Genomic DNA, 23,325 nt, shown 5'->3' with positions numbered 1-23,325 from the left:
GCCTTTTATTAGCGGTTCAATTAGTGTGCTGTAATTTTTGGGTCCTATGTATGTTGCTTTGTCTGCCACTGGTATTCTTATGGCTTTAATGTATGACAGCATGGGGATATGGAGCATCGTGCTTTTCTTTTTACCCCTTTTGGTTACGCGTCATTCGTTCAATCTATTTTTAGATATCAGAAAAACTTATAACAATACAATTAAAGCTTTGGCATCTATCATTGAAGCTCAAGACCCGTTGAAGCGGGGTCATGCTGAAAGGGTAGCCGATATCTCGGTTGATATGGCAAAGATGATGGGAATTCGGGGCAAAGATCTTGAAATTATCAATAACGCGGCCCTTCTTCATGATATTGGGAGCATTGGAGTTGATGAGGAGTCGCTGGACTCGCTCTTAGATAAAGTAACAAGCAAAAATGAAGGCGAGGTAATGCATGCTAAAATAGGTGCTGATATTCTCGAACAAGTGGATTATCTGAAGGGTTGTTCCGATATTGTGAAGAAACATCATGTGCCATATCGGAGTGAAAATAAAAGGTCAAAATCTCGTGAGTTTGTTCCTTTGGCTGCACGTATTATAAACGTTGTCAGTTATTATGATGAGCTAACTCAAACTCGTGAACCCGATGAGAGGTTAAACACCCGCGAAGCAATTAACAGGATAAAAAAAGATCGTGGTTTATTGTTTGACCCGAAAGTTGTAAGGGTTTTAATGAATGTCGCGCGTATGCGCGGAGCTTTTTTGATGCTGGTTGGTGGAGGAAGCCATTGATTTTATTTTGTGGGTCGAACATGCTCCACACTCGGCCGTATCCGCGACTTTACTCGCTCCGGGCGGGCCGAGAATAACTCGCTTGCGCTCAGACAGATTCTCGGGCGCTCACTTTGTACGCTTGCCCGCCTCTGGAGGGCTTTCCAGCCTTCCACTCGTTTCATCGGGGCGGCCTCAAGTTTCGATTTGTCCGACCCACCGGGGTTTTTAAAAAATAAACCTAACAACAAAGCTCTTTTTGATTTTCCTGGTGCCTGGCAGCTGAAAGCTGCTCACATCTTTTAACCTTACCCATTACCCTTATTTTGTTCTCCACTCTATACTCTAAGCTCTCCGCTATAATTTCTCTATTCATTTTGTTTTGCTGGAGGCTGGCAGCTGACGACTGGATGCTGAATGTTCTTTACCCTTTCTCTTTTACCCATTAAAATGAATCTATGCTTTTATAAACTTTAATTTTATCAATTTTCATAGGATGGTTAAGAGGGGGAAGCCTAAGAAGATTTGCGGATTGGAATTTTAGGCTTCCCTGGGTATTTATAGTGGCTTTTCTTTTGCAGTTTTTTCTTCCTCAAATAGCTTCAGTTTTTAACCTTGGCAAAAACTTTGCCTTTTTTATCTTGGTTTTTTCCTATATATTACTTATGGAAGGAATCATATTAAATCTTAAAAATAAATATTTTCCGGTTCTGGGTTTGGGTATTTTGTTAAATTTTTTGGTTATAACATTAAACAGGGGTATGCCCGTTTCGCTGGAAACTGTAGCCAAGTATGGCTCACCGGAAGCTGCGTTAAAAATAAAACAATCATTTGATTTTATCCACATTTCGATGGGTAATGAAACGCTACTTAAATTTCTTGCCGATATCATTCCCGTGCCTACATTGTTGCCTTTAGGTATGAGTCTTGTTAGTGTAGGTGATCTCTTTATTTCTTTGGGCATTTTTTTAGTTGTTCAAAAACAGATGGTTTATATCGGGAAAAGAAGGATGAAAAAGGCTGCTCCTCAGGGACATTAATTAAGATTTACTTTAGTAGTTTTTTATTTGAAACGATTTGAATAAAAATTATTTGCACAACCCTAATGAGTCTAATCTCTTGTCGTCTTAAAATATTTCGATTAAAATTAAAATTTTAAAGATGCATAATTTTATTAAATTTATTTTATAGGAGGAAGAAAGTGGCAGATGACGGTTTCTTAAATAAACAAGTAAAAATAGACGACACGACACTTCGTGATGGTGAGCAGACGGCTGGTGTCGTTTTTTCTAATCGCGAGAAAATTAAAATTGCCCAGCTTTTGGATGAGGTTGGTGTTGATCAAATAGAGGTCGGGGTTCCCGCGATGGGCGGGGATGAGAAGGAAGCTATTAAAAAAATAGTTAATTTGGGCTTAAGGGCGAGTATTCTTGCGTGGAACAGGACTGTTATCGATGACATTAAACATTCGCTTGATTGTGGTGTTCCCGCAGTTGCGCTTTCTATCTCTGCCTCCGATATTCATATGGAGTACAAACTTCGCAAGGACAGAAATTGGGTTCTTGAAAGTGTTAAAAAGTCAGTCGATTTTGCAAAAAGCAACGGACTTTATGTCTCGGTTAATGCTGAGGATGCTTCCCGTGCGGACTTTGATTTTTTAGTTAAGTTTGCAAAAGTGGCCAAGGAAAACGGGGCCGACAGATTAAGATATTGTGATACTTTGGGAGTTATGGAACCGTTTAGGATTTATGATGCTATAAAAAGACTAAAAGAAGCAGTGGATATTGAAATTGAGATGCACACTCATAATGATTTCGGTATGGCAACCGCGAACGCGCTGGCAGGAGTTAAAGCTGGAGCCAACTGGATAAATACGACCATAAATGGCCTTGGTGAACGGGCTGGAAATGCGGCTCTTGAGGAAGTTATAATGGCTTTAAAATGTATTTGTGGGGTTGATTTAGATTTTAAAACCAAGAGGTTCAGGGAGATTTCCGAATACGTAGCCAAAGCTTCGGCGCGAACAATTCCCGTTTGGAAGTCAGTGGTGGGAACCAATATGTTTGCTCATGAATCGGGAATTCATGCTGACGGGGTTTTAAAACATCCAAAAACTTATGAGGCGTTTGCTCCTGAGGAAGTTGGGCTTTACCGCCAAATAGTTATTGGCAAGCATTCCGGCACTCATGCAATAGTTTCAAAATTTCACGAGTATGGTATAGAGCTTGATAAGGAAGAGGCTAAGGATATATTGGCCAAAGTAAGAAAGACAGCTGTTGAGGTAAAGAGAGCGCTTTTTGATAAAGAATTGGTGTTTATTTACAAAGATTATAAGAAGGGGAAAAAGAAATAGATGTGCAAAACGTTAGCTGAAAAGATACTTGGAGAAAGAAGCGGAAAAGATGTTTGCGCTGGTGATATTGTAATTATCGAGGTTGATGTGGCAATGGTTCAGGACGGGACAGGGCCTTTGGCAGTACAGCAGCTGCAAAAGATGGATATGGAAAAGGCGGCAAATCCCGATAAAACCATTCTTTTCATAGACCACGCTGCTCCCAGTCCCCGCAAGGAACTTTCCAACGCTCATAAAATGCTTCGTGATTTTGCGAAAAAGACGGGAGCAAAACTTTCTGAAGTTGGGGATGGCGTGTGTCATCAAATCTTAGTTGAATCTTATGTAAATCCGGGCGATGTAGTTATTGGCGCGGATTCTCATACATGTACTTCGGGCGCGCTCGGGGCTTTTGCCACCGGCATGGGCTCGACTGATGTCGCGATTGGAATTGCTTCGGGTAAAACGTGGTTTCGCGTTCCTGAAACTTTTAAAATTGTGGTAAACGGCAAATTCCCCAAAGGGGTTTACGCCAAAGACTTAATTTTGCACATAATTGGCCTTATTGGCGCCGATGGCGCGACTTACAAAGCTCTTGAATTTACCGGAGAAACCATAAAAAAAATGAGTATGTTTGAAAGGTTTGTTCTTTCAAATATGGCCGTTGAGGCAGGCGCGAAAGTTGGTTTAATCGCATCCGATGATATTACGAAGGCTTATCTTAAGGAACGTGGCAGAGGTAACAAATTTAAAGAAATTAAGGCTGACGATGATGCGATTTATGAAAAAACTATCAAGATAGATGTGTCAAAGCTTGAGCCAACCATATCTTTTCCTCACACGGTAGATAATACGAGAATAATTTCTGAAGCTGGTGAGGTTAAAGTTGACCAGGTTTTCATTGGAACCTGCACAAATGGCAGGATGGAAGATTTACGGATTGCCGCTCAAATTTTAAAGGGCAAGAAACGCCATCCCGATACCCGGCTTTTGGTGTGCCCCGCTTCTCGTGAAATTTATCTAAAGGCGATGGAAGAGGGTTTGCTCAAGGTATTTGTTGAAGCAGGGGCCGCGGTTATGAATCCCGGTTGTGGCGCTTGTGTTGGCGTTCATCACGGGATACTTGGTGATGGTGAGGTTTGTTTGGCTACGCAGAATAGAAACTTTAAGGGTAGAATGGGTAATACAGAAGGTTTTATTTATTTGGCTTCTCCGGCTACCGCTGCGGCATCTGCAATTGAAGGGAAGATTACAGACCCGAGGAAGTATGTTTAGCAATAAGAAGGGTAAAGGGTAAGAAAGTAGAAATTGATGGAGATTAAATAGAAATTAAGTGGTAATTACAACAAATTACTATTAATTACAATGAATCACCATAAGTTACAATTGTATTACAGCAAATTTCAATCAGTCATCATTAATTTCAATATTAGCACTCAGTAAAAATTAAGTAGAGAGATTGGGTAGAGATTGATAAAAAGGTAAAGGGTAAGGTTAATGAAAAATGGAGAATGAAGAAATAAAAACGATAATTAAGAATTAAAAAAGTTTCTGAAATCACTTTAGAATTTTATCTTTTATTATTTGATTTTCAATTTTAAATTTTTCTATACCGTGCCTACCGGCAGGCACGGCAGGCAGGTCATTTTTCATTTTTATATTTTATTTCTTAATTTGAACTTGCTACCGACTCCCGACTAAGAGACTACCGACTTATGGAGGTTTTATGAAGCTTAAAGGAAAATCTCACAAATTTGGCGATGATATAAGCACGGACTTAATCGCTCCCGGTAGGTTGTTTCATTTGAGGACAAACCTACCGGAGTTAGCTAAGCATGTTTTGGAGGATGCGGACCCCGAATTTGCAAAGAAGGTTAATTCTGGTGATTTTGTCGTAGCAGGGAAGAATTTCGGACTAGGCTCATCACGTGAACATGCTCCAACTATTATCAAATTGGCGGGTGTGGGGGCGGTTCTTGCCCAGTCCTTTGCGAGGATTTTTTATCGAAATGCTATAAATGTGGGTTTGCCCGTGTTGATTTGTGACACTACTAAAATTGATGATGGGGATGAACTTGAGATTGATATTGAAGCTGGAAAGATTAAAAATCTAACAAAAAATATAGATATTGAAACTCCACCTTTGTCTAAAGCGATGCTTAATATCTTGGAGGATGGTGGGTTAGTTAAGCATTTCAAGAAGCACGGAGATTTTAAGCTGGATTAATTTGTTAGTTGATAGTCGGGAGTTAAGATAAAATCTCAGGAGTAGGTTTGAAAAATAAAAAGGCAAACTTTGATTTTGAAAAATTAGAAGTGTATCAACGGGCTGTTGATTTTGCAAATATTGTTTATGAGATAACTAAGAATTTTCCTAAAAACGAGCAGTTTGGTATCGTAAGCCAATTAAGAAGAGCTTCATTGTCAATTTCTTTAAATATTGCAGAAGGAACGGGAAGATATAATAATCCTGAAAGAAGACAATTTTATAGGATGGCACGGGCATCTATTCACGAGTGTGTTCCCTTACTCGAACTTTCTTTTAGACAGGATTACATAGATTTAAAACGACATGAGAAATTAAAACAAGAGTGTGTTGAATTGTCGAAGATGGTAAGCGGGTTAATAAACTCACTACCGACTCTCGACTAAGAGACTACCGACTTATGGAGGTTTTAATGCACAAAATAACACTTATTCCCGGAGATGGAATTGGTCCTGAAATATCTGAGGCAATGCGTCGGGTTGTTGAGTCTACCAGTGTTGAGATTGAATGGGAGAAAGTAGAGGCCGGCGCCGATGTTGTGGAGAAATATGGCACGCCTTTGCCCGAGTATGTTTTAAAGTCTGTTCGGAGAAACAAGGTGGCTATAAAAGGGCCGGTTACAACGCCGGTTGGTACGGGTTTCCGAAGCGTGAACGTTGCTCTTCGAAAGGAGCTTGATCTATACACTTGCTTAAGACCTGTTTTTTCTCTTGAGGGAGTTAAAACTCGTTTTGAGAATATCGATTTGGTTATTGTTCGAGAGAACACAGAAGATTTATATGCGGGTATCGAACGGATGATAGATAAAGATACCGCGGAAAGTATAAAAGTAATCACCCGCGGAGCCTCAGAGCGAATTGCCAAGTTTGCTTTCAATTATGCCGTAAGAGAAAACAGGAAAAAAGTTACGGCTGTTCATAAGGCCAATATCATGAAATTTAGCGATGGTTTATTTTTAGAAAGTGTTAAAAAAATAGCTGAGAGTTATCCTCAAATTGAGTTTGAAGATAGAATAGTTGACAATATGTGTATGCAGTTGGTGCAAAAACCCGAGCTTTATGACATTTTGGTTTGCCCCAATCTTTACGGCGATATTATTTCTGATTTGTGCGCCGGGCTTGTTGGAGGATTAGGGGTAGCTCCGGGAGCAAATATTGGAGATGAATGTGCGGTATTTGAACCTGTTCACGGGAGTGCTCCAAAATATGCCGGGCAGAATAAGGTAAATCCCACCGCAATAATCCTTTCCAGTGTTCTTATGTTAAAACACATAGGAGAAAAAGAAGCCGCGGATAAAGTTTTTAATGCCACAGCCGCGGTTATCAAAGAGAAAAAGAATGTCACCTATGATCTTGGCGGAACCGCCGGCACTTCCGAAATGGCTAACGCGATAATTGAGAAAATTGTCGGTTAGAAGTAAGGGTTTTTATAGAGTTAATGACTTTTTTTAAAGAGCCGCTCAAACGAGCGACTCTTTTTACTAACCTTCTTAAGAAAATTCCAATTAGAATTTTTCTTAAATCTTCTTTATTAACAGGAAATTTCCTTCACACCATTTTCTTTTTATAGTAAAATATTTGTTTAATAACTAAAAGTCAGAAGATTTAAGGGAGGGAACGAGATTGAAAAGCGATATGGCTAAAAAAGGTTTAGCTAAGGCCCCGCACAGATCTCTTTTAAAAGCCGATGGTCTTACTGATGAGGAAATAAATCGTCCGTTGATTGCTATCGTCAATTCATATAATGAGATAGTTCCCGGTCATATCAATTTGGATAAAATTGCTGATGCCGCTAAGGCTGGTGTTCGTATGGCGGGAGGAACCCCTATTGAGTTTTCGGTAATTGGCATTTGTGACGGCATTGCGATGAATCACGCGGGGATGAAGTATTCTCTTCCCAGCAGAGAGATAATTGCGGATTCAATAGAGCTTATGGTCCAGGCCCACGCGTTTGATGCAATGGTTATGATTCCTAATTGCGACAAAATTGTTCCCGGTATGCTTATGGCAGCCGCGAGAATCAACATTCCTACCGTTGTTGTAAGTGGTGGCCCAATGCTTGCGGGAAAATATAAAGGTAAAGATATAGACCTTATCTCCGTCTTTGAAGGAGTTGGGGCTTTTCAATCTGGTAAAATTGATGAAAAAGATTTGGCTCAGATTGAAGAGCATGCTTGCCCGGGATGTGGTTCTTGCTCTGGAATGTTTACAGCAAATTCCATGAACTGTTTAACTGAAGTAATTGGCATGGGACTTCCGGGTAACGGAACGATTCCTGCCGTTTATGCTGAAAGAATTAGGCTGGCCAAGAAGGCCGGAATGGCTGTTATGTTGCTTCTCGAAAAAAACATAAAACCAAGAGATATTATGACCTCGACTGCTTTTCAAAATGCTTTAACTGTTGATATGGCTCTTGGGTGTTCCACAAATACGGTTCTTCATCTGCCTGCTATTGCCGGAGAGGTGGAGGTTGATATAAACCTTGAAATGATTAATGAGATAAGCGCAAAAACTCCTAATCTTTGTAAAATAAGCCCATCGGGGCCACATCATATGCAGGATTTATACGAAGCGGGTGGAGTTTCTGCTGTTATGTCTGAACTTAAGAAGAAAAATCTGTTGAATCTCGAAGCTTTGACTGTTACGAGCAAGACGGTTGGCGAAAACATAGCGGTGGCTTCTAATTTCAATACGGATGTAATTAGGTCAATTGATAATCCATATTCAGAAACAGGAGGTCTTGCTATCCTCTGGGGGAACATTGCTCCAGAGGGCGCTGTAGTTAAGCAGTCCGCTGTGGTTTCTGAAATGTTGAAGCATGAGGGCCCGGCTCGGGTTTTTGATTCTGAAGAAGCGGTAGTAGAGGCCATCCTGGGTGGAAAGATTAACGAAGGAGACGTAATTGTTATTCGCTATGAGGGGCCAAAAGGTGGCCCCGGTATGAAAGAAATGCTCATGCCAACATCAGCCATAGCGGGAATGGGTTTGGATAGTAAAGTTGCCTTAATAACTGATGGTAGATTTTCGGGTGGAAGCCGGGGTGCGGCAATTGGTCACATTTCTCCTGAAGCTCAAGAAGGGGGAATTATCGCCTTGGTTAAGGAAGGCGATTTAATAAAGATTGATATTCCAAATAGGAAAATTCATCTTGAGGTGAGTGATGAGGAATTAGACAAGCGCATGAAGAGCTGGTCTCCTCTTTTACCGAAAGTAACTAAAGGGTATTTGGCTCAATACGCTAAGTTGGTGTCTTCGGCTAGCAAGGGAGCAGTTATTAAAAGATAGTTAAGAGTGGAAAGTGCTGATGCCTGCCCGCCTCTGGCGGGGCAGATAGCAGATGGCTAAAAAAGTGAAGTGAAACATTGCGGAGTTGTATGAAAACTTAGTGAATTGGAGTTGCAGAATTTAGAGCAGAGAAGTGCCGGCTAGCGGTTGACAAAAAAATTATTTTTTATTTTTTAATTTGACTATAAACTATAAGCAATTGGTTATTAACCAGTAAAGAGGTGAGAATGTGAGTATGACAGGAGCCGAAATAGTTATTAAAAGTTTAGAGGAAGAAGGGGTTGAAGTTATATTCGGTTATCCCGGTGGAGTTCTTCTTCCAATTTATGATGCTCTTTATGATTCTAAGATTCGTCATATTTTAGTAAGACACGAGCAATGTGCTGCTCACGCGGCAGATGGATATGCTAGAGCTACGGGCAGAGTTGGAGTGTGTTTAGCTACTTCGGGGCCGGGAGCTACCAACTTGGTTACCGGAATCGCCAATGCTTATTTGGATTCAATTCCAATGGTGGCCTTAACAGGCCAAGTGGCAACCAATATGATTGGAACCGATGCTTTTCAGGAAGCCGATATAACCGGAATAACATTACCCATAGTTAAGCATAGCTACTTGGTTAAGGACGTAAAAGATTTATCCTTAGTGATAAAGGAAGCTTTTTACATTGCTTCTACTGGTCGTCCTGGCCCTGTGCTCATAGATATACCTGTTGATGTTTCCAATGCGCGGTGTGCTTATAAAAAACTTACTCAATTTGATCTTGCTGGTTATAAGCCAACTATTAAAGGACACACCCGTCAAATAATGCAGGCGGCAAAAGAAATTTGTCACGCGGAGCGTCCTTTGATTATAGCTGGCGGTGGTATTTTACGGTCTAATGCTTGGGGCGAGCTTCAAGAATTGGTGAAATTAACAAGGATTCCAATAACAACTACTTTAATGGGCAAGGGGGCTTATCCTGAAACTGATGACCTCTATATTGGTATGCCAGGCATGCATGGAGCAAGATGTGCTAACTATGCTCTAACTGAGTGTGACCTTATCATGGCTATTGGGATGAGATTTGATGATAGGGTTACCGGAAAACTATCAACATTTGCTCCAAACGCTTCGGTAATTCATATAGATATTGACCCGGCGGAGATAAGTAAAAACATTAAAGCAAAAATACCGATAGTCGGTGACGCAAAAACGGTTCTTAAACAACTGATAACTGAGATTAAGAAAGTGAAGTTGAAAGGGGCTAAAGATATTGGGGCTTGGCAAGAACAGATTAATAATTGGAAGAAACAATACCCTTTCACTTATAAAAAAGACGGGAAACTCAGGCCTGAACTTGTTGTGGAGAAAACTTATGAAATAACTAAAGGTGAGGCTATTATTGCTACTGAGGTTGGCCAGAATCAGATGTGGGCTGCTCAGTTTTATAAGTGCGTCAAACCCAGATCTTTTATCTCTTCAGGCGGATTAGGAACCATGGGGTTTGGTTTTCCTGCTTCAATTGGGGCTCAAATTGGAAGGCCTAATGAAGTTGTTATCGATATTGCCGGAGACGGGAGTATACAAATGGTTTCTCAAGAACTTGCGACAGCCGTTGTAAATAAGTTACCAATCAACATATTTATTCTAAATAATGGTTATTTAGGAATGGTTAGGCAATGGCAGGAACTTTTTTATCATCACAGATATTCACAGACAGATCTTGGGGTGGGAATTCCAGATTTTGTGAAATTAGCGGAGGCATATGGGGCCAAAGGATTGCGGGTTACTAAAGCAAATCAGGTTGAGTCCGCTATTAAAAAGGCAATTAATTCTCCTGAAACTGTAGTGGTTGATTTTCTTGTAGAAAGAGAAGAAAATGTGTTTCCGATGGTTCCGGCTGGTGCTTCTATTAGTGAGATGATAGGGGGTGAAATCGAGTGAAACACACTTTATCGGTTTTAGTAGACAACGAACCAGGTGTGTTGGCTCGTGTTGCGGGGTTGTTTAGCCGCAGAAGTTTCAATATTGATAGTCTTGCAGTTGGCACTACCGAGGACCCTAAATATTCGCGAATGACTATCGTAGTTGACGGAGAGACACACTCTTTGGAACAAGTGACAAAACAATTGCATAAACTCATAAATGTTCTTAAGATAAATGATTTAGATCCAAAAGAGACTGTTGAAAGGGAGTTGGTTTTGATAAAAGTGAATGCTCCCTCTTCAACGCGTGCTCAAATAATAGAGATAGTTGATATTTTCAGGGCGAATATTGTTGATGTAGCCAAAAATACTTTAACAATTGAAGTTACCGGCAATACCAATAAAGTTCATGCAATTGAAGAAATGCTTCGTCCATATGGGATAAAAGAATTGGTACGGACAGGCAAGATAGCTTTAACGAGAGGCTTAAAAAGCGGGTAATTGGCTTACAATCAATAGTGAGGAGTTGGTAGCCGTGCCTGCCGGCAAGCAGGTCGGGAGCGAGGAGCGCTTCTGCCTGGTCAGTGAGCAGATAAAATTAACAATTCTTGGGCAAGCACTAAAGTACTTAAACTACCGACTAATAAACTACGGACTAACGACTGATTGAGGAGGATTTTTATGGCGAAGATGTATTATGACAAAGATGCGGATTTAGGATTGTTGAAAGGGAAAAAAATTGCGATTATAGGATTTGGCAGCCAAGGACATGCTCACGCTCTAAATCTTCATGACAGCGGTTTAGATGTTGTTGTGGGGTTGAAAAAGGATAGCAAATCCAGAAAGATAGCTGAGGAGGCCGGTCTTCCAGTATACGAAACGGCAGAAGCAGCTAAAATGGCTGACATAATTATGATGCTTGTTCCTGATCAAGTGCAAAAAGAGATCTACTATTCTGAAATTCGTGGCAATTTACAAAAAGGAAATATTTTAATGTTTGCCCACGGTTTCAACATTCATTATTACCAAATTATTCCGGAGCCGGAAATAGATGTTCTTATGGTTGCTCCAAAAGGGCCGGGTCATTTAGTTAGAAGAACTTATCAGGAAGGCAACGGTACTCCAGCGCTAATTGCTATTTACCAAGATTTTTCCGGTAAGGGTAAAGAGTTAAGTTTGGCTTATGCAAAAGGAATAGGGGCTACAAGAGCCGGTGTTATCGAAACCACGTTTAAAGAAGAGACTGAAACAGACCTCTTTGGAGAGCAGTGCGTTTTATGTGGTGGAACAACTGAACTTGTCAGAGCTGGTTTTGAAACTCTCGTTGGAGCTGGTTATCAACCAGAAATTGCTTATTTTGAATGTATGCACGAGCTTAAACTTATAGTGGATTTAATGTATGAGAACGGAATAAGCGGCATGCGTTATTCAATAAGCGATACTGCTGAATACGGTGATTTAACAGTGGGGAAAGAGGTAATCGGAGAAAGTTCTCGCGCTGCTATGAAGAACGCTTTAAAGAAGATTCAAAATGGGGATTTTGCAAGGGAATGGATTTTAGAAAACCAAGCGGGTAGACCCATGTTTAACGCTGTGAGAAAAAAAGAAGCAGAGCATCTTATTGAGCAAGTAGGTAAAAAACTTCGTTCCATGATGAGCTGGATAAATAAGTAGAAAATTTTTCTAAAAATCTTACAGTTATTTTAAATGTATTTAGATAAATTAATTTAAAAGATTGTGAATGGAGGCACAAAGTATGCAAAAAAAGTATTTAATGACACCAGGGCCAACTCCGGTACCAGCCGAAGTTTTATTAACTCAGGCGCAGCCCATGATTCATCACAGAGCTCCTGAATATTCAAAGGTGTTTGTATCTGTTTTAGATGGATTAAAGTATGTTTTTCAAACAAAAAATGATGTTCTTGTTTTTAGTTCATCCGGCACGGGAGCAATGGAATCGGCTGTTGCCAATCTATTTTCTCCCGGCGATAAAGTGCTTGTGGTAAATATCGGTAATTTTGGCATGAGGTTTGTTCAGATTTGTGAAATTTACGGACTGAATGTTACCAATCTTGCTTATGAATGGGGAGAAAAAGCAAAAGCTTCAGATGTTGCGAAAGCTCTTGAGGAAGACAAGGAGATAAAAGGTGTTTTTGCGACACATAGCGAAACTTCTACCGGAGTTGTAAATGATATTAAGGCAATTGGTGATGTCGTTAAAGATACCGATGCTGCTTTTATTGTTGATACTGTAAGTGGCTTGGGAGCCTTGGAGTTTAAGACCGATAATTGGCACGTTGATGTAGCTGTAAGTGGTTCGCAAAAAGCCCTAATGGCACCTCCGGGTTTAGGATTTGTCGCAATTAGTAAAAAAGCTTGGGATATGGCAGAAAAATCAACTCTCCCTAAATTTTATTTCAGTTACAAGAAATCACTTACTGCTTTACAAAAAGATAATCCACAAAATCCTTTTACGCCTCCGGTTACTCTTATGAAGGGATTAAAAGAGGCCTTGAAAATGATAAAAGAAGAAGGCCTTGAAAACATAATTGAAAGGCATAAAATTTTAGGGAAGGCAGTGCGAGCAGGGGTTAAAGCTTTAGGACTTGAATTTTTTGGGGCTTGTGATGAAACTTCAAATGCCGTAACCGCGGTTAAAGCTCCTGAAGGAATAGATGGAAAGAAAATTGTTAACATCATGCGGGAAAAATTTGGAATAACAATTGCAGGTGGCCAAAGTAAAGTTGCGGGGAAGATATTTAGATTGGGTCATCTTGGTTATTACGACAAATTTGATATCTTAGTTACTTTAAGTGGGCTCGAAATGACACTTAAAGAATTAGGGTATTCGTTTGAAGTTGGTGCCGGGGTATCGGCGGCCGAAAAAGTGTTTATGGAAAACCCTTTTTAGAGTCGTTTAGAGAAGTTTAAATTATTTGGTCATAGCAACAAAGGGGATGTGGTAAATGAAGGTTTTAATCAAAGAGAAAATTGCTGAAGCTGGTGTAGAAAAACTTAAAGAAGCTGGTTTCGAAGTCGATGTTGCTCTGAAGATGTCCCGAGAAGAAATGCTTAAAGTAATTGATAAATATGACGGACTTATTGTTCGAAGCGCGACACAAGTTGATGATGAAGTTATTTCTAAAGCAAGCAATTTAAAAGTAATTGGCCGAGCAGGTATTGGTGTCGATAATATTGATTTAAATGCCGCGACGAAAAGGGGAATAATTGTTGCTAATGCACCTCAAAGTAACATAATTTCTGTTGCTGAGCATGCAATTGGCCTTCTTTTGGCTCAATGCAGGTTAATTCCACAGGCATGTTTGTCGATGAAGAACGGCAAGTGGGAGAAATCAAAATTTGTTGGAACGGAAGTTTACGGTAAGATTTTAGGAATTGTCGGGTTGGGCCGCATAGGAACACTTGTAGCTTCGCGGGCGCATGGTTTAGGTATAAAGACATTGGCTTATGATCCTTATGTTTCTGAAGAAAGATTTAAACAACTGGGAATTGATGTGGCTGATAGTTTAGATGATTTGCTTAAAAAGTCGGATTTTATAACTATACATTTACCTAAAGCTAAAGAAACGATGAATCTTATTGGCAAAAAAGAATTTTCCAAGATGAAGGACGGAGTAAGGATAATTAATACTGCTCGGGGTGGTATAATTAATGAAGATGCTTTAGCGGATGCGATAAAGAGCGGGAAAGTCGCAAGTGCCGGAATAGATGTTTATAGCAATGAACCCTATACTAGTGGCCCGCTTTTTGAATTAGAGCAAGTTGTGCTTACCCCACATATTGCAGCATCTACTCGAGAAGCTCAAGATAAGGCAGGAACTATCACTGCTGAACAAGTTGTAGCAGCTCTTAAAGGCGAGTTTGTGAGTAATGCTGTAAATGTTGCCGCAGTTGCTCCCGAGATTGTAGAGGTTTTAAAACCTTTTTTGCCGCTTGGGGAAATTTTAGGGAGATTTTTCGCCAAACTTGTCGATGAGCGGGTAAGCTCTTTGGATATTGAATATTCAGGAGACATTGCCGGTGGAAAGAGTGTGGGCTTGCTCACGGTTGCTATTTTAAAAGGTGTTCTTGAGTCGGTTGTTCAAGAACCGGTGACTTATGTAAATGCTTCTATTTTAGCTGACGAGAGAGGTCTTGTTGTTAAAGAGAGTCGTACTAGTAAACCATGTGAATATGTGAATTTAATAACACTAAAGAAAGATTCTCTAACTGTTTCCGGAACATTGCTAAGTCCGGGCAAAATGCGAATAGTTAAACTTTTTGATTATGATATTGACGTGATTCCTTCACAGTATATGCTCTTAATTCACAACGAGGATAAGCCAAAAATGATAGGAAGAGTTGGAATGACTTTAGGTAATTATAATATAAATATAGCCAGGATGCAGTTTGGCCGGGTAAAAGCACGAGGAGAAGCGATTAGTGTTTTAAATGTGGATGAACCCATTCCGGAAAAAGTTTTGGAGGAAATAAAAGCTATAAATGGAGTTTCAAAGGCTAAGTTTATAACTTTATAATATGAGGTAGAGATATTGGAAAGAGTTTATATTTTTGATACAACACTAAGAGATGGAGAGCAATCTCCTGGTATAAGCTTAAATGTACAGCAGAAGCTTGAGATAGCTGAGCAACTTGTTAAGCTGGGCGTTGATGCAATCGAAGCCGGGTTTCCTATAACTTCTCAAGGGGACTTTGAAGCGGTAAAAGCAATTGCTGACAGAGTGAAAGGGCCCAAAATCGTTGCATTGGCTCGAGCGTTGGATGCTGATATTGACAGAGCTTGGGAAGCTATAAAGAATTCCCAAAATCCTTGTATTCATACTTTTATCGCGACGTCAGATATTCATATGGAAAGAAAACTTCGAAAGACGCGGGATGAGGTTTTAAGGATGACTGAAGCTGCTGTCAAAAGAGCGAGAAAATATGCTCCGGAGGTTGAGTTTTCTCCCGAGGATGCAACTCGTTCTAACTTTGATTTCCTTTGCAAAGTATTAGAAGTTGCACTTGAAAATGGGGCAACGGTTATCAATATTCCTGATACTGTAGGTTACGCGCTTCCAAATGAGTTTGGGAAGTTGATTAAGGAGATTAAAACAGCGGTACCTGGTTTAAATAACGTAATTTTAAGCGTTCACTGTCATAACGACCTTGGCCTCGCGGTAGCAAATTCGTTGGCTGCTGTTGAAAACGGGGCAAATCAAGTGGAGTGCACGATAAACGGTTTAGGGGAACGGGCCGGAAATGCTGCCCTTGAAGAAATAGTGATGATTTTGGATACTCGCTACCGTTCTTTGGGAAAAAAGACAAATATAAAGACTGAGGAAATTACAAGGACCAGTCGTTTGATTAGTATGTTGACGGGGTACCAAGTTCAATTTAACAAAGCTATTGTTGGGGCAAATGCTTTTGCGCATTCTTCCGGAATTCATACTGATGGCGTGTTAAAAGAAAGGGTTACTTACGAAATAATAAATCCTCAAAAAATAGGACTTACTGAAAGCAAGATAATTCTTGGAAAAACTTCAGGCCGCCATGCTCTTAAACAACACTTAAAAGAGATGGGTTATATTCTTAATGAAGAAGAGTTTGAAAAAGTCTTTGTTAGGTTTAAAGAGTTAGCTGACAAAAAAGCCGAGATTATTAATGATGACCTTGAGGCTATTATGGCCGACGAAGTAAGAACAACCACTGTTGAGATTTATAGCTTTAAGTCATTACATGTTAGTAGTGGAACAGAAGAAATTCCTACCGCTACGGTGAGATTAGTTAAAAATGGGAAGGTTATTGAAAAGACAGTCGAGGGTGATGGGCCGGTTGATGCAGCTTGTAATGCTATCAGCAAAGTTACGGGCGTTTCCGCTAAACTTCTTTTTTATAATGTTAGTTCCATAACGGGTGGTTTGGATGCTCAAGGTGATGTAACAATTCAACTTGATATTGGAGGAAAGAAAGTGCTTGGCCGTGGTGTCAGCACCGATATAATTGAAGCTAGTGCCAGAGCATATTTAAATGCAATTAACAAATCTTTAACTAAATAATTAAGTATATTTTAATTACAGATAGAAATGCAAAGTTAAACTTATTAAAATTGTGAATCCTGTTTTTGCAGGTCGCAAGGCCTGTTTCTTTGTATTTGTGGGAAAATTAAAGAATCTACGAAAGAGGCAAGAATATGGGAATGACCATAACTGAAAAAATACTTGCTGCTCATGCAGGTAAAGAAAGAGTGAGACCGGGCGAACTTGTCAATGTAAAGCTGGATTTAGTTTTAGGAAATGACGTAACTGCTCCAATTGCAATTCGGGAGTTTAATAAGATAGGTGTTAAAAAAGTTTTTAATAATGATAAAGTTGCGCTTGTTCCGGATCATTATACGCCCAACAAGGACATTAAATCTGCGGAGCAAGCAAAAATAATGCGTGATTTTGCAAAAGAGCAGGAAATAACCAATTATTTTGAGATTGGGCGCATGGGAATTGAACATGCTCTTCTTCCCGAACTTGGGCTGGTTTTACCTGGAGATGCCATAATTGGGGCAGATTCTCACACATGTACTTACGGTGCTCTCGGAGCTTTCTCTACAGGTGTGGGAAGTACCGATTTAGCGGCGGGGATGGCAACCGGTGAAGTTTGGTTAAAAGTTCCTTCGACAATTAAGTTTGTTTACAAAGGTAAATTGAATAAGTGGGTAAGTGGCAAAGATTTAATACTTTATACCATAGGTAAGATTGGTGTTGATGGAGCGCTTTATAAATCTATGGAATTTACAGGGGAAGCCATAAGCTCTCTTTCAATGGATGGCAGGCTTACTATGGCCAATATGGCAATTGAAGCTGGCGGCAAAAATGGCATTATAGAGCCCGACGAAACTACTTTGGAATATGTTCGCAGTCGCGCAAAACGTGATTTTAAGATTTATAAAAGTGATGATGACGCTGAGTATGAAAAGATGTATGAGTTCAACGTAACTGACATAGAACCACAGGTAGCATTCCCTCATCTGCCTTCCAACACTAAAGGAATAAGTGAGGTTGGGGATATCAAAATAGACCAAGTAGTTATAGGTTCTTGTACTAATGGACGCATAGAGGATTTGCGCATTGCCGCGGAAATTTTAAAAGACCAAAAAGTTTGCAAAAATGTTCGACTTATAGTTATTCCGGCGACTCAAAAGATATACAAACAAGCAATGGATGAAGGGTTAATAGACATTTTTATTGATGCGGAAGCAGCTGTGAGCACTCCGACATGTGGACCGTGTTTGGGTGGACATATGGGAGTACTTGCAAAGGGCGAAAGAGCTTTGGCTACAACTAACAGGAATTTTGTTGGCAGGATGGGTCATCCTGAAAGCGAGGTTTATTTGTGTAATCCAGCTGTGGCGGCTGCATCTGCAGTTGTGGGGAAGATCGTAAGCCCGGAAGAAGTATTATAAACGAAGGATAAAAGGGTGGGTTAGCTTTCAGCCCCCAGGATAAATATAGTTAGAGCAGAGAGTAAAAAATAAGGGTAAAGTTAAAAGATGTGAGCAGATAGCTTATGGCAGATAGGGGAAAGTGTCTGCTAAGTGTGTAACCTTTACAAATGGAGAATGAAGAATGTAAAATGATATTTTAAAATTAAAAAAGTTTTTAGGGAGTCTTTTAAAAATTTTATTCCATTTTAAATTTTTCTATGCCGTGCCTGCCGGCAGGTAGTTTTATATTTTATTTTTTATTTGAACTTGCTCTTGACTAAAATGGGGCGATATCCATGTTTATTGATAGAGTTGATGCGGGAAAGCAACTGGCAAAATCTTTAGTTGATTATAAAGGGAAAAATGTTGTTGTGTTGGGGATTCCTCGTGGCGGGGTTGTAATCGCTAAAGAAGTTGCAAAAGCTTTAAATGCACCCATGGGCTTAGTTCTTCCTCGAAAGATTGGCGCTCCCGGAAACCCTGAGCTGGCGATAGGGGCGTTGGCGAGTAAAGATACGGTAATGATAAATGAGCAATTGAAAAATAGTTTGCGTGTTTCGGATAATTATATTAAAGAAGAAATTGAAAAACAGGTACTGGAAATCAAGAGACGCCGGGATAAGTATTTGAGTAACCGGCCTTCTTTAGATTTGAAAGATAAAGTTGTAATTTTGGTAGATGATGGTTTGGCGACCGGCTACACGGCTTCTGTGGCCATAAAAGAAGTTCAATCGAAAAGGCCTAAAAAACTGATTTTAGCTGTTCCTGTTTCGTCCAAAGATACTTATGAACGCTTAAAAAAAGAGGTTGATGAGTTAATTTGTCTTCATACCCCCGAATTTTTCTATGCGGTAGGCCAATTTTATTTAAATTTTTCGCAAGTAAGCGACAATGAAGTGATTGAAATCTTAAAAAACTTTGGGACTACATAAAAAATAGTTTTTAGCAGCTTGTAGATTAATATTGCTTACGGAAACTTTAAAAGATATTATAAGTATTAACTTTTTTTATCTGGAGGTGTTTTAGATGTTTGGTCTTGGAATGCCTGAGATTTTAACCATAATGGTAATAGCTCTTATTATTTTTGGGCCGAGAAAACTACCTGAAGTTGGTAAATCGGCCGGAAAATTTATTCGCGAATTTAGAAAGGCGTCTCAGCAAATTGAGAACCAAGTGAGGATGGAATTTAAAGAAGCGGAAAAAGAAGAAAAAGAAAAAGAAAAGGAAGCCAAGAAACAAGAAAAAGTTAAAGAAGTTGAGACGCAAGATAAAAACGAAGAGAAAAAAGTTGCCGAGGGGAATAATTAGTGGTTGACGAAAAAATATCCATTTTAGATCATCTTGACGAACTGCGGAGAAGTATAATAATCTCTGCAATTACAGTTTTAATTGGAGCAGCAATTTGCTTTAATTATGCTTACCCTATTTTAAACATTTTAAAGAAACCTGCAGGGAGTATAGACCTTAAATTTGTAAATATTATGGATCCTTTCATGATTAAATTTAAAATTGCAATTTTTGCAGGAATTTTTGTTGCTCTTCCCGTAATTATATATCAAGTGTTTTCTTTTATAGCGCCCGCGTTAAAGAAAAACGAAAAGAAAACGATATATCCATTGGTTTTGTTATTTGTAATTCTTTTTGCATGTGGCGTGGTTTTTGGGTATAAATATATTATGCCGGTTGGAACGCAGTGGCTTTTAAACCAAGCGGAAGGGCAAATAAGCCCTATTTTAACAGTTGACAAGTATGTAGCGTATGCCAGCTTGTTTTTATTAGCTTTTGGAATATCGTTTGAAACGCCGTTTTTAGTGTTGGTTTTGGTGATGCTTAATATTGTTTCGCCAAAATCATTGAGGAAAAATTGGCGAATAGCATATATAATTATATTGTTATTTGCGGCAATTGTGACTCCCGATTGGAGTCCTGTAACTATGGCCATTTTTGCAGCGCCAATGATTGTGTTGTATGAATTTAGCATTGTATTGGCGTGGTGGTACAAAAAATTAAAAAAGAAGAAAAAAGAAGATCTAACAGAAGGAGGTGTAGAGTTTTGACGCTACTTCAAACAGTTAATATTTGGTCCGATATTATTGGTTTTGGTGTTTGGTTTCTTATGATAGCTGTTTTTTGGATTGCTGATTTTTTTCTTCGTGTAGCGGTAACCGGACAGTTTGCTAATCTTATATTAGGTAAACATGATGTTAAAATTAAGACGGTCTTAGGAGAATATAAAGGAAAGCCTGGGGAAAAGCTTGCCCATAAACATTAATTAAATTCAGGAGGTGAAATTGTGGCTGAACTTCATTATGCCGCGAAACCGCGGAGAATGGCGCATTTTATTCATTTGATTTGTATCATTGGTTTAACTATTTCGGGTTTCTATATACGTTTTCCATTTTTTTACGGTGGCATGGATGTCATGAAATGGATTCATTATGTATTGATGTACATAGTGGGAATAAATTTAATTTTGAGGATAATTTACTGCTTCTTCACCGTCGATAAAGGGGCTTATAAAGATCTTGCTATTGGTTGGAAAGATATCAAAAATACGCCGGCTGTTCTTATGTATTATGCTCATTTGAAAGATGATTATCCAAATATAGCAACTTATGCTTCTCTTCAAAAGATTACTTACGATGTATTTTGGGTTCTTTTGTTGATCCAAGGTTTTACCGGTTTTTCTCTCATGTGGAGAGAAGAATTGCTTAGCTGGTGTGCCGGGCCCTTTGGCGGGGTTGCCATTGCGGCGGCTTGGATGAGGGTGTTTCACTATATTGGAATGTGGATATTTGTAATATTTACAACCATTCATGTTTATCTTTCGGTTCATGAAGGTTTTCCAATTATGATGCACTGGGTTTTTTGGAAGAAGTTTCCGGGACTTAAAGAAGAATGGGAATCTCACCTTAAATAAGGGAATGCTCATTAGTCTGGTGTTGAAATTAAAAAGCCCCCGAAACGGGGCTTTTTTTATTAGTGCTATAAACCACTGGTTTACCCTGTTGGCGGGCGGAGAGTCTTTAGCCAAACTTTTTAATTAAAAAATAAAATATAAAAATACCGTGCCTGCCGGTAGGCACGGTATTTAAAAATTAAAAAAGCTTTAACCAAAAGATAATTCTTTGGTTAAACACCTGGGAATTTTATCTTTTATTGGATGGTTTCCAATTTTAAATTTTTCTATATCGTTTTTATATTTCCATTCTCCATTTATTTATCTGCTATCAGCCTCGCCAATGGCGGGCAGGCATCTGCCGGCAGCAATTTTTATCTTTCACTTTCAACTCATTCAAGACTGTGCTAACATATCGCGTTAATTGACCTATAAAGCGGGAGAGTAAGTAATTATGGCAAAACTTATAATAAGTGAGAAAGATAATGCGGCTAAGAGAATAGCTCATATTTTGTCTGGTGGAAAAGTTACAACGGGCAAGTCGTTTGGTGTTCCAATATATACTTTTCAAGATAAAGAAGGGGAAGAATGTTCCGTCATTGGGCTTAAGGGACACATTTTAAAGGTAGATTTTCCCGAAGATTACAGTAATTGGCAGAAGGTAAAGCCAATTGAACTTGTTGATGCCAAGATAGTTAAAATACCATCTCAGAAATCGATTATTAAAGCTCTTCAAAAGCAAGCCAAAAGTGCTAAGGAGATTATTGTTGCTACTGACTTCGATCGTGAAGGTGAGCTTATCGGAGTAGACGCGGTAAATAAAACTAAAGAAGTAAATTCCAAGGCCACCATAAAAAGGGCTCGTTTCTCTGCATTAACTGAGGATGAAATCAAAAGAGCGTTTGATAACCTTGAAGAGATATATGCAAATCTTGCAAAAGCAGGTGAAGCCAGACAGGATATCGACCTTATTTGGGGAGCTACTCTAACTCGTTTTATTTCACTTGCTTCAAAAAGACTCGGTAAGCAGTTCTTATCCGCGGGGAGAGTGCAAAGTCCCACGCTTGCAATTCTGGTTGACAGAGAAAAAGAGCGAAAATCTTTTATATCGAAGCCATATTGGCAAATTAAAGCGCTGTTGAAGGCGGAGCAAGACGAACAGGAATTTATAGCTCAACACAAAACCGATAAATTTTGGGATAAAAAAGAAGCAGATGAAATAGTATCTAATCTTGGAAAAAAGGGAGTAGTGATTTGTTCCAAGAGAACAAAAAAATCAATTTCTCCACCAGCGCCATTCAACACCACAAGTCTTTTGGCTACTGCCTCGTCGCTGGGCGTGAGCGCGTCTTATGCTATGCGTATCGCCGAAGGTTTATATATGGATGGACTAATTAGTTATCCAAGAGTAGACAATACAGTTTATCCTCCATCTCTTAATTTAAAAGAGATTTTAGTTAATTTAAAAAAAAGCAAACAATTGGGGGGCTTAGCTGCGCAAATTTTAGCTCAAGATAAAATTGTCCCCACAAGAGGAAAGAAAAAAACTACTGATCATCCTCCCATTCATCCGACCGGTGTGGCAAATGAAGAGGATTTGAAGCCGCAGGAATGGAAGATTTACCAACTGGTTGTTAGAAGATTTTTAGCAACTTTAGCTCCTCCGGCATCTATGGAAAGCGCAAGGATTGATATCAGTATTGAATGTCCTGCTCTTAAACACTCAGAGCCTTTCTTTTTACAGGGTTCGCGTATTGTTGATGAAGGGTGGCTTAAATTTTACAGTTACGGAAGAAAAAAAGATGAAGATATCCCTCACTTAAGTGAGGGGGATACTGTTTTAGTCAAAAAGCCAATTTTAGAATCGAAGGAAACTCAGCCTTCGCAAAGATATGGTCAAGGTCGTTTAATTCAAGAGATGGAAAAGTTGGGATTAGGGACCAAATCAACCAGGCATTCCATAATACAAGGTCTTTATAATAGAGGTTATGTTCACAGTGATCCTATAATTCCCACGGAAGTGGGTATTGCCGTTACGGACACTTTAAAGAAAAATGCGGAAGCAATAACAAATCCTGCTTTAACTGCACAGTTGGAGAAGGATATGGATTTAATAGCCGATGGCAAAGTGGAAAGAGGTTCAATTGTTGATGCATCAAGAGGTGTGTTGCGAGCTATTGTTAAGGTTCTTGAGGAAAAAGAGGCTGAAATTGGTGAGGGTATAAGAAACGGAATAAGGAAAAGCAGAATTATTGGCAAGTGTCCTTGTAGTAAGGGTGAACTCAGAATTATAAAGTCCAAAAAGACGGGAAAGAGATTTGTGGGGTGTTCGTCGTACCCTGACCCTGATTGTAAAACTACTTATCCCTTACCTCAGTTTGGTACAATAATTTCGCTTGGTGAAACATGTA

Annotated in this window: 22 protein-coding genes; 21 read left to right on the top strand and 1 reads right to left on the bottom strand. The window is 39.4% G+C overall.

The features are described 5' to 3' along the window. Positions 1-46: 46 nt before the first annotated feature. The gene (locus Q7U95_RS02720) at positions 47-772 is read left to right on the top strand and encodes an HD domain-containing phosphohydrolase (RefSeq protein WP_308751739.1); all 726 of its coding nucleotides are present in this window, start codon (positions 47-49) and stop codon (positions 770-772) included. Positions 773-992: 220 nt separating this feature from the next. Here the strand turns inward: Q7U95_RS02720 and Q7U95_RS02715 are convergent, their stop codons facing one another. Further along, positions 993-1,127, bottom strand: coding sequence for a hypothetical protein (locus Q7U95_RS02715; RefSeq protein ID WP_308751738.1), 135 nt, complete (start codon positions 1,125-1,127; stop codon positions 993-995). A 100-nt stretch (positions 1,128-1,227) separates the two neighbouring features. Here Q7U95_RS02715 and Q7U95_RS02710 point away from each other — a divergent pair, with 100 nt between their 5' ends. The 20 genes from Q7U95_RS02710 to Q7U95_RS02615 form a co-directional block, all read left to right on the top strand. Next, a complete protein-coding gene (locus Q7U95_RS02710; RefSeq protein ID WP_308751741.1) occupies positions 1,228-1,791 on the top strand; it encodes a DUF5317 domain-containing protein in 564 nt (187 codons plus the stop codon). A gap of 161 nt (positions 1,792-1,952) precedes the next feature. Next, the gene (gene nifV, locus Q7U95_RS02705; protein WP_308751737.1) at positions 1,953-3,104 is read left to right on the top strand and encodes a homocitrate synthase; all 1,152 of its coding nucleotides are present in this window, start codon (positions 1,953-1,955) and stop codon (positions 3,102-3,104) included. Then, positions 3,105-4,358 (top strand): 3-isopropylmalate dehydratase large subunit, encoded by a 1,254-nt coding sequence (locus tag Q7U95_RS02700; protein ID WP_308751736.1) that lies wholly within the window; start codon positions 3,105-3,107, stop codon positions 4,356-4,358. Between the two features lie 451 nt (positions 4,359-4,809). Then, positions 4,810-5,310, top strand: coding sequence for a 3-isopropylmalate dehydratase small subunit (locus tag Q7U95_RS02695; RefSeq protein WP_308751735.1), 501 nt, complete (start codon positions 4,810-4,812; stop codon positions 5,308-5,310). A 47-nt stretch (positions 5,311-5,357) separates the two neighbouring features. Continuing rightward, a complete protein-coding gene (locus Q7U95_RS02690) occupies positions 5,358-5,735 on the top strand; it encodes a four helix bundle protein (protein WP_308751734.1) in 378 nt (125 codons plus the stop codon). 26 nt (positions 5,736-5,761) lie between these two features. Further along, positions 5,762-6,763, top strand: coding sequence for an isocitrate/isopropylmalate dehydrogenase family protein (locus Q7U95_RS02685; protein WP_308751733.1), 1,002 nt, complete (start codon positions 5,762-5,764; stop codon positions 6,761-6,763). A gap of 208 nt (positions 6,764-6,971) precedes the next feature. Then, the gene (gene ilvD, locus Q7U95_RS02680; RefSeq protein ID WP_308751732.1) at positions 6,972-8,633 is read left to right on the top strand and encodes a dihydroxy-acid dehydratase; all 1,662 of its coding nucleotides are present in this window, start codon (positions 6,972-6,974) and stop codon (positions 8,631-8,633) included. A gap of 235 nt (positions 8,634-8,868) precedes the next feature. Further along, positions 8,869-10,557: a biosynthetic-type acetolactate synthase large subunit gene (ilvB, locus tag Q7U95_RS02675; RefSeq protein WP_308751740.1), complete on the top strand. Its 1,689-nt coding sequence runs from the start codon at positions 8,869-8,871 to the stop codon at positions 10,555-10,557. Then, positions 10,554-11,039, top strand: coding sequence for an acetolactate synthase small subunit (ilvN, locus tag Q7U95_RS02670; RefSeq protein WP_308751731.1), 486 nt, complete (start codon positions 10,554-10,556; stop codon positions 11,037-11,039). Before ilvB ends, ilvN begins: the two co-directional genes overlap by 4 nt. Positions 11,040-11,219: 180 nt before the next feature. Then, entirely contained in the window at positions 11,220-12,212 is a 993-nt protein-coding gene (gene ilvC / locus Q7U95_RS02665; RefSeq protein WP_308751730.1) for a ketol-acid reductoisomerase, read from the top strand. An 82-nt stretch (positions 12,213-12,294) separates the two neighbouring features. Further along, positions 12,295-13,449: an alanine--glyoxylate aminotransferase family protein gene (locus Q7U95_RS02660; protein ID WP_308751729.1), complete on the top strand. Its 1,155-nt coding sequence runs from the start codon at positions 12,295-12,297 to the stop codon at positions 13,447-13,449. Positions 13,450-13,504: 55 nt separating this feature from the next. Continuing rightward, on the top strand, positions 13,505-15,076 hold the full coding sequence (gene serA, locus Q7U95_RS02655; RefSeq protein ID WP_308751728.1) for a phosphoglycerate dehydrogenase: 1,572 nt from the start codon (positions 13,505-13,507) through the stop codon (positions 15,074-15,076). A 15-nt stretch (positions 15,077-15,091) separates the two neighbouring features. Beyond that, positions 15,092-16,597, top strand: coding sequence for a 2-isopropylmalate synthase (locus Q7U95_RS02650; RefSeq protein WP_308751727.1), 1,506 nt, complete (start codon positions 15,092-15,094; stop codon positions 16,595-16,597). Between the two features lie 134 nt (positions 16,598-16,731). Further along, on the top strand, positions 16,732-17,994 hold the full coding sequence (gene leuC / locus Q7U95_RS02645; RefSeq protein ID WP_308751726.1) for a 3-isopropylmalate dehydratase large subunit: 1,263 nt from the start codon (positions 16,732-16,734) through the stop codon (positions 17,992-17,994). Between the two features lie 317 nt (positions 17,995-18,311). Then, on the top strand, positions 18,312-18,947 hold the full coding sequence (locus Q7U95_RS02640) for a phosphoribosyltransferase (RefSeq protein WP_308751725.1): 636 nt from the start codon (positions 18,312-18,314) through the stop codon (positions 18,945-18,947). A gap of 94 nt (positions 18,948-19,041) precedes the next feature. Further along, the gene (locus tag Q7U95_RS02635) at positions 19,042-19,323 is read left to right on the top strand and encodes a TatA/E family twin arginine-targeting protein translocase (protein ID WP_308751724.1); all 282 of its coding nucleotides are present in this window, start codon (positions 19,042-19,044) and stop codon (positions 19,321-19,323) included. Next, positions 19,323-20,072, top strand: a complete 750-nt coding sequence (tatC, locus tag Q7U95_RS02630) for a twin-arginine translocase subunit TatC (protein WP_308751723.1) — start codon at positions 19,323-19,325, stop codon at positions 20,070-20,072. Before Q7U95_RS02635 ends, tatC begins: the two co-directional genes overlap by 1 nt. After that, on the top strand, positions 20,069-20,287 hold the full coding sequence (locus tag Q7U95_RS02625; RefSeq protein ID WP_308751722.1) for a hypothetical protein: 219 nt from the start codon (positions 20,069-20,071) through the stop codon (positions 20,285-20,287). Before tatC ends, Q7U95_RS02625 begins: the two co-directional genes overlap by 4 nt. Positions 20,288-20,308: 21 nt before the next feature. Next, entirely contained in the window at positions 20,309-20,935 is a 627-nt protein-coding gene (locus Q7U95_RS02620) for a cytochrome b/b6 domain-containing protein (RefSeq protein ID WP_308751721.1), read from the top strand. 433 nt (positions 20,936-21,368) lie between these two features. Continuing rightward, a partial coding sequence (locus Q7U95_RS02615) for a DNA topoisomerase I (protein ID WP_308751720.1) occupies positions 21,369-23,325 on the top strand: 1,957 nt, incomplete at its 3' end.

Origin of the sequence: Candidatus Oleimmundimicrobium sp. (assembly GCF_030651595.1) — a bacterium.
Lineage (GTDB): Bacteria > Actinomycetota > Aquicultoria > UBA3085 > Oleimmundimicrobiaceae > JAUSCH01.
Note: the sequence above shows the minus strand (reverse complement) of the source record. Positions and strands in the feature narration are given on the sequence as shown.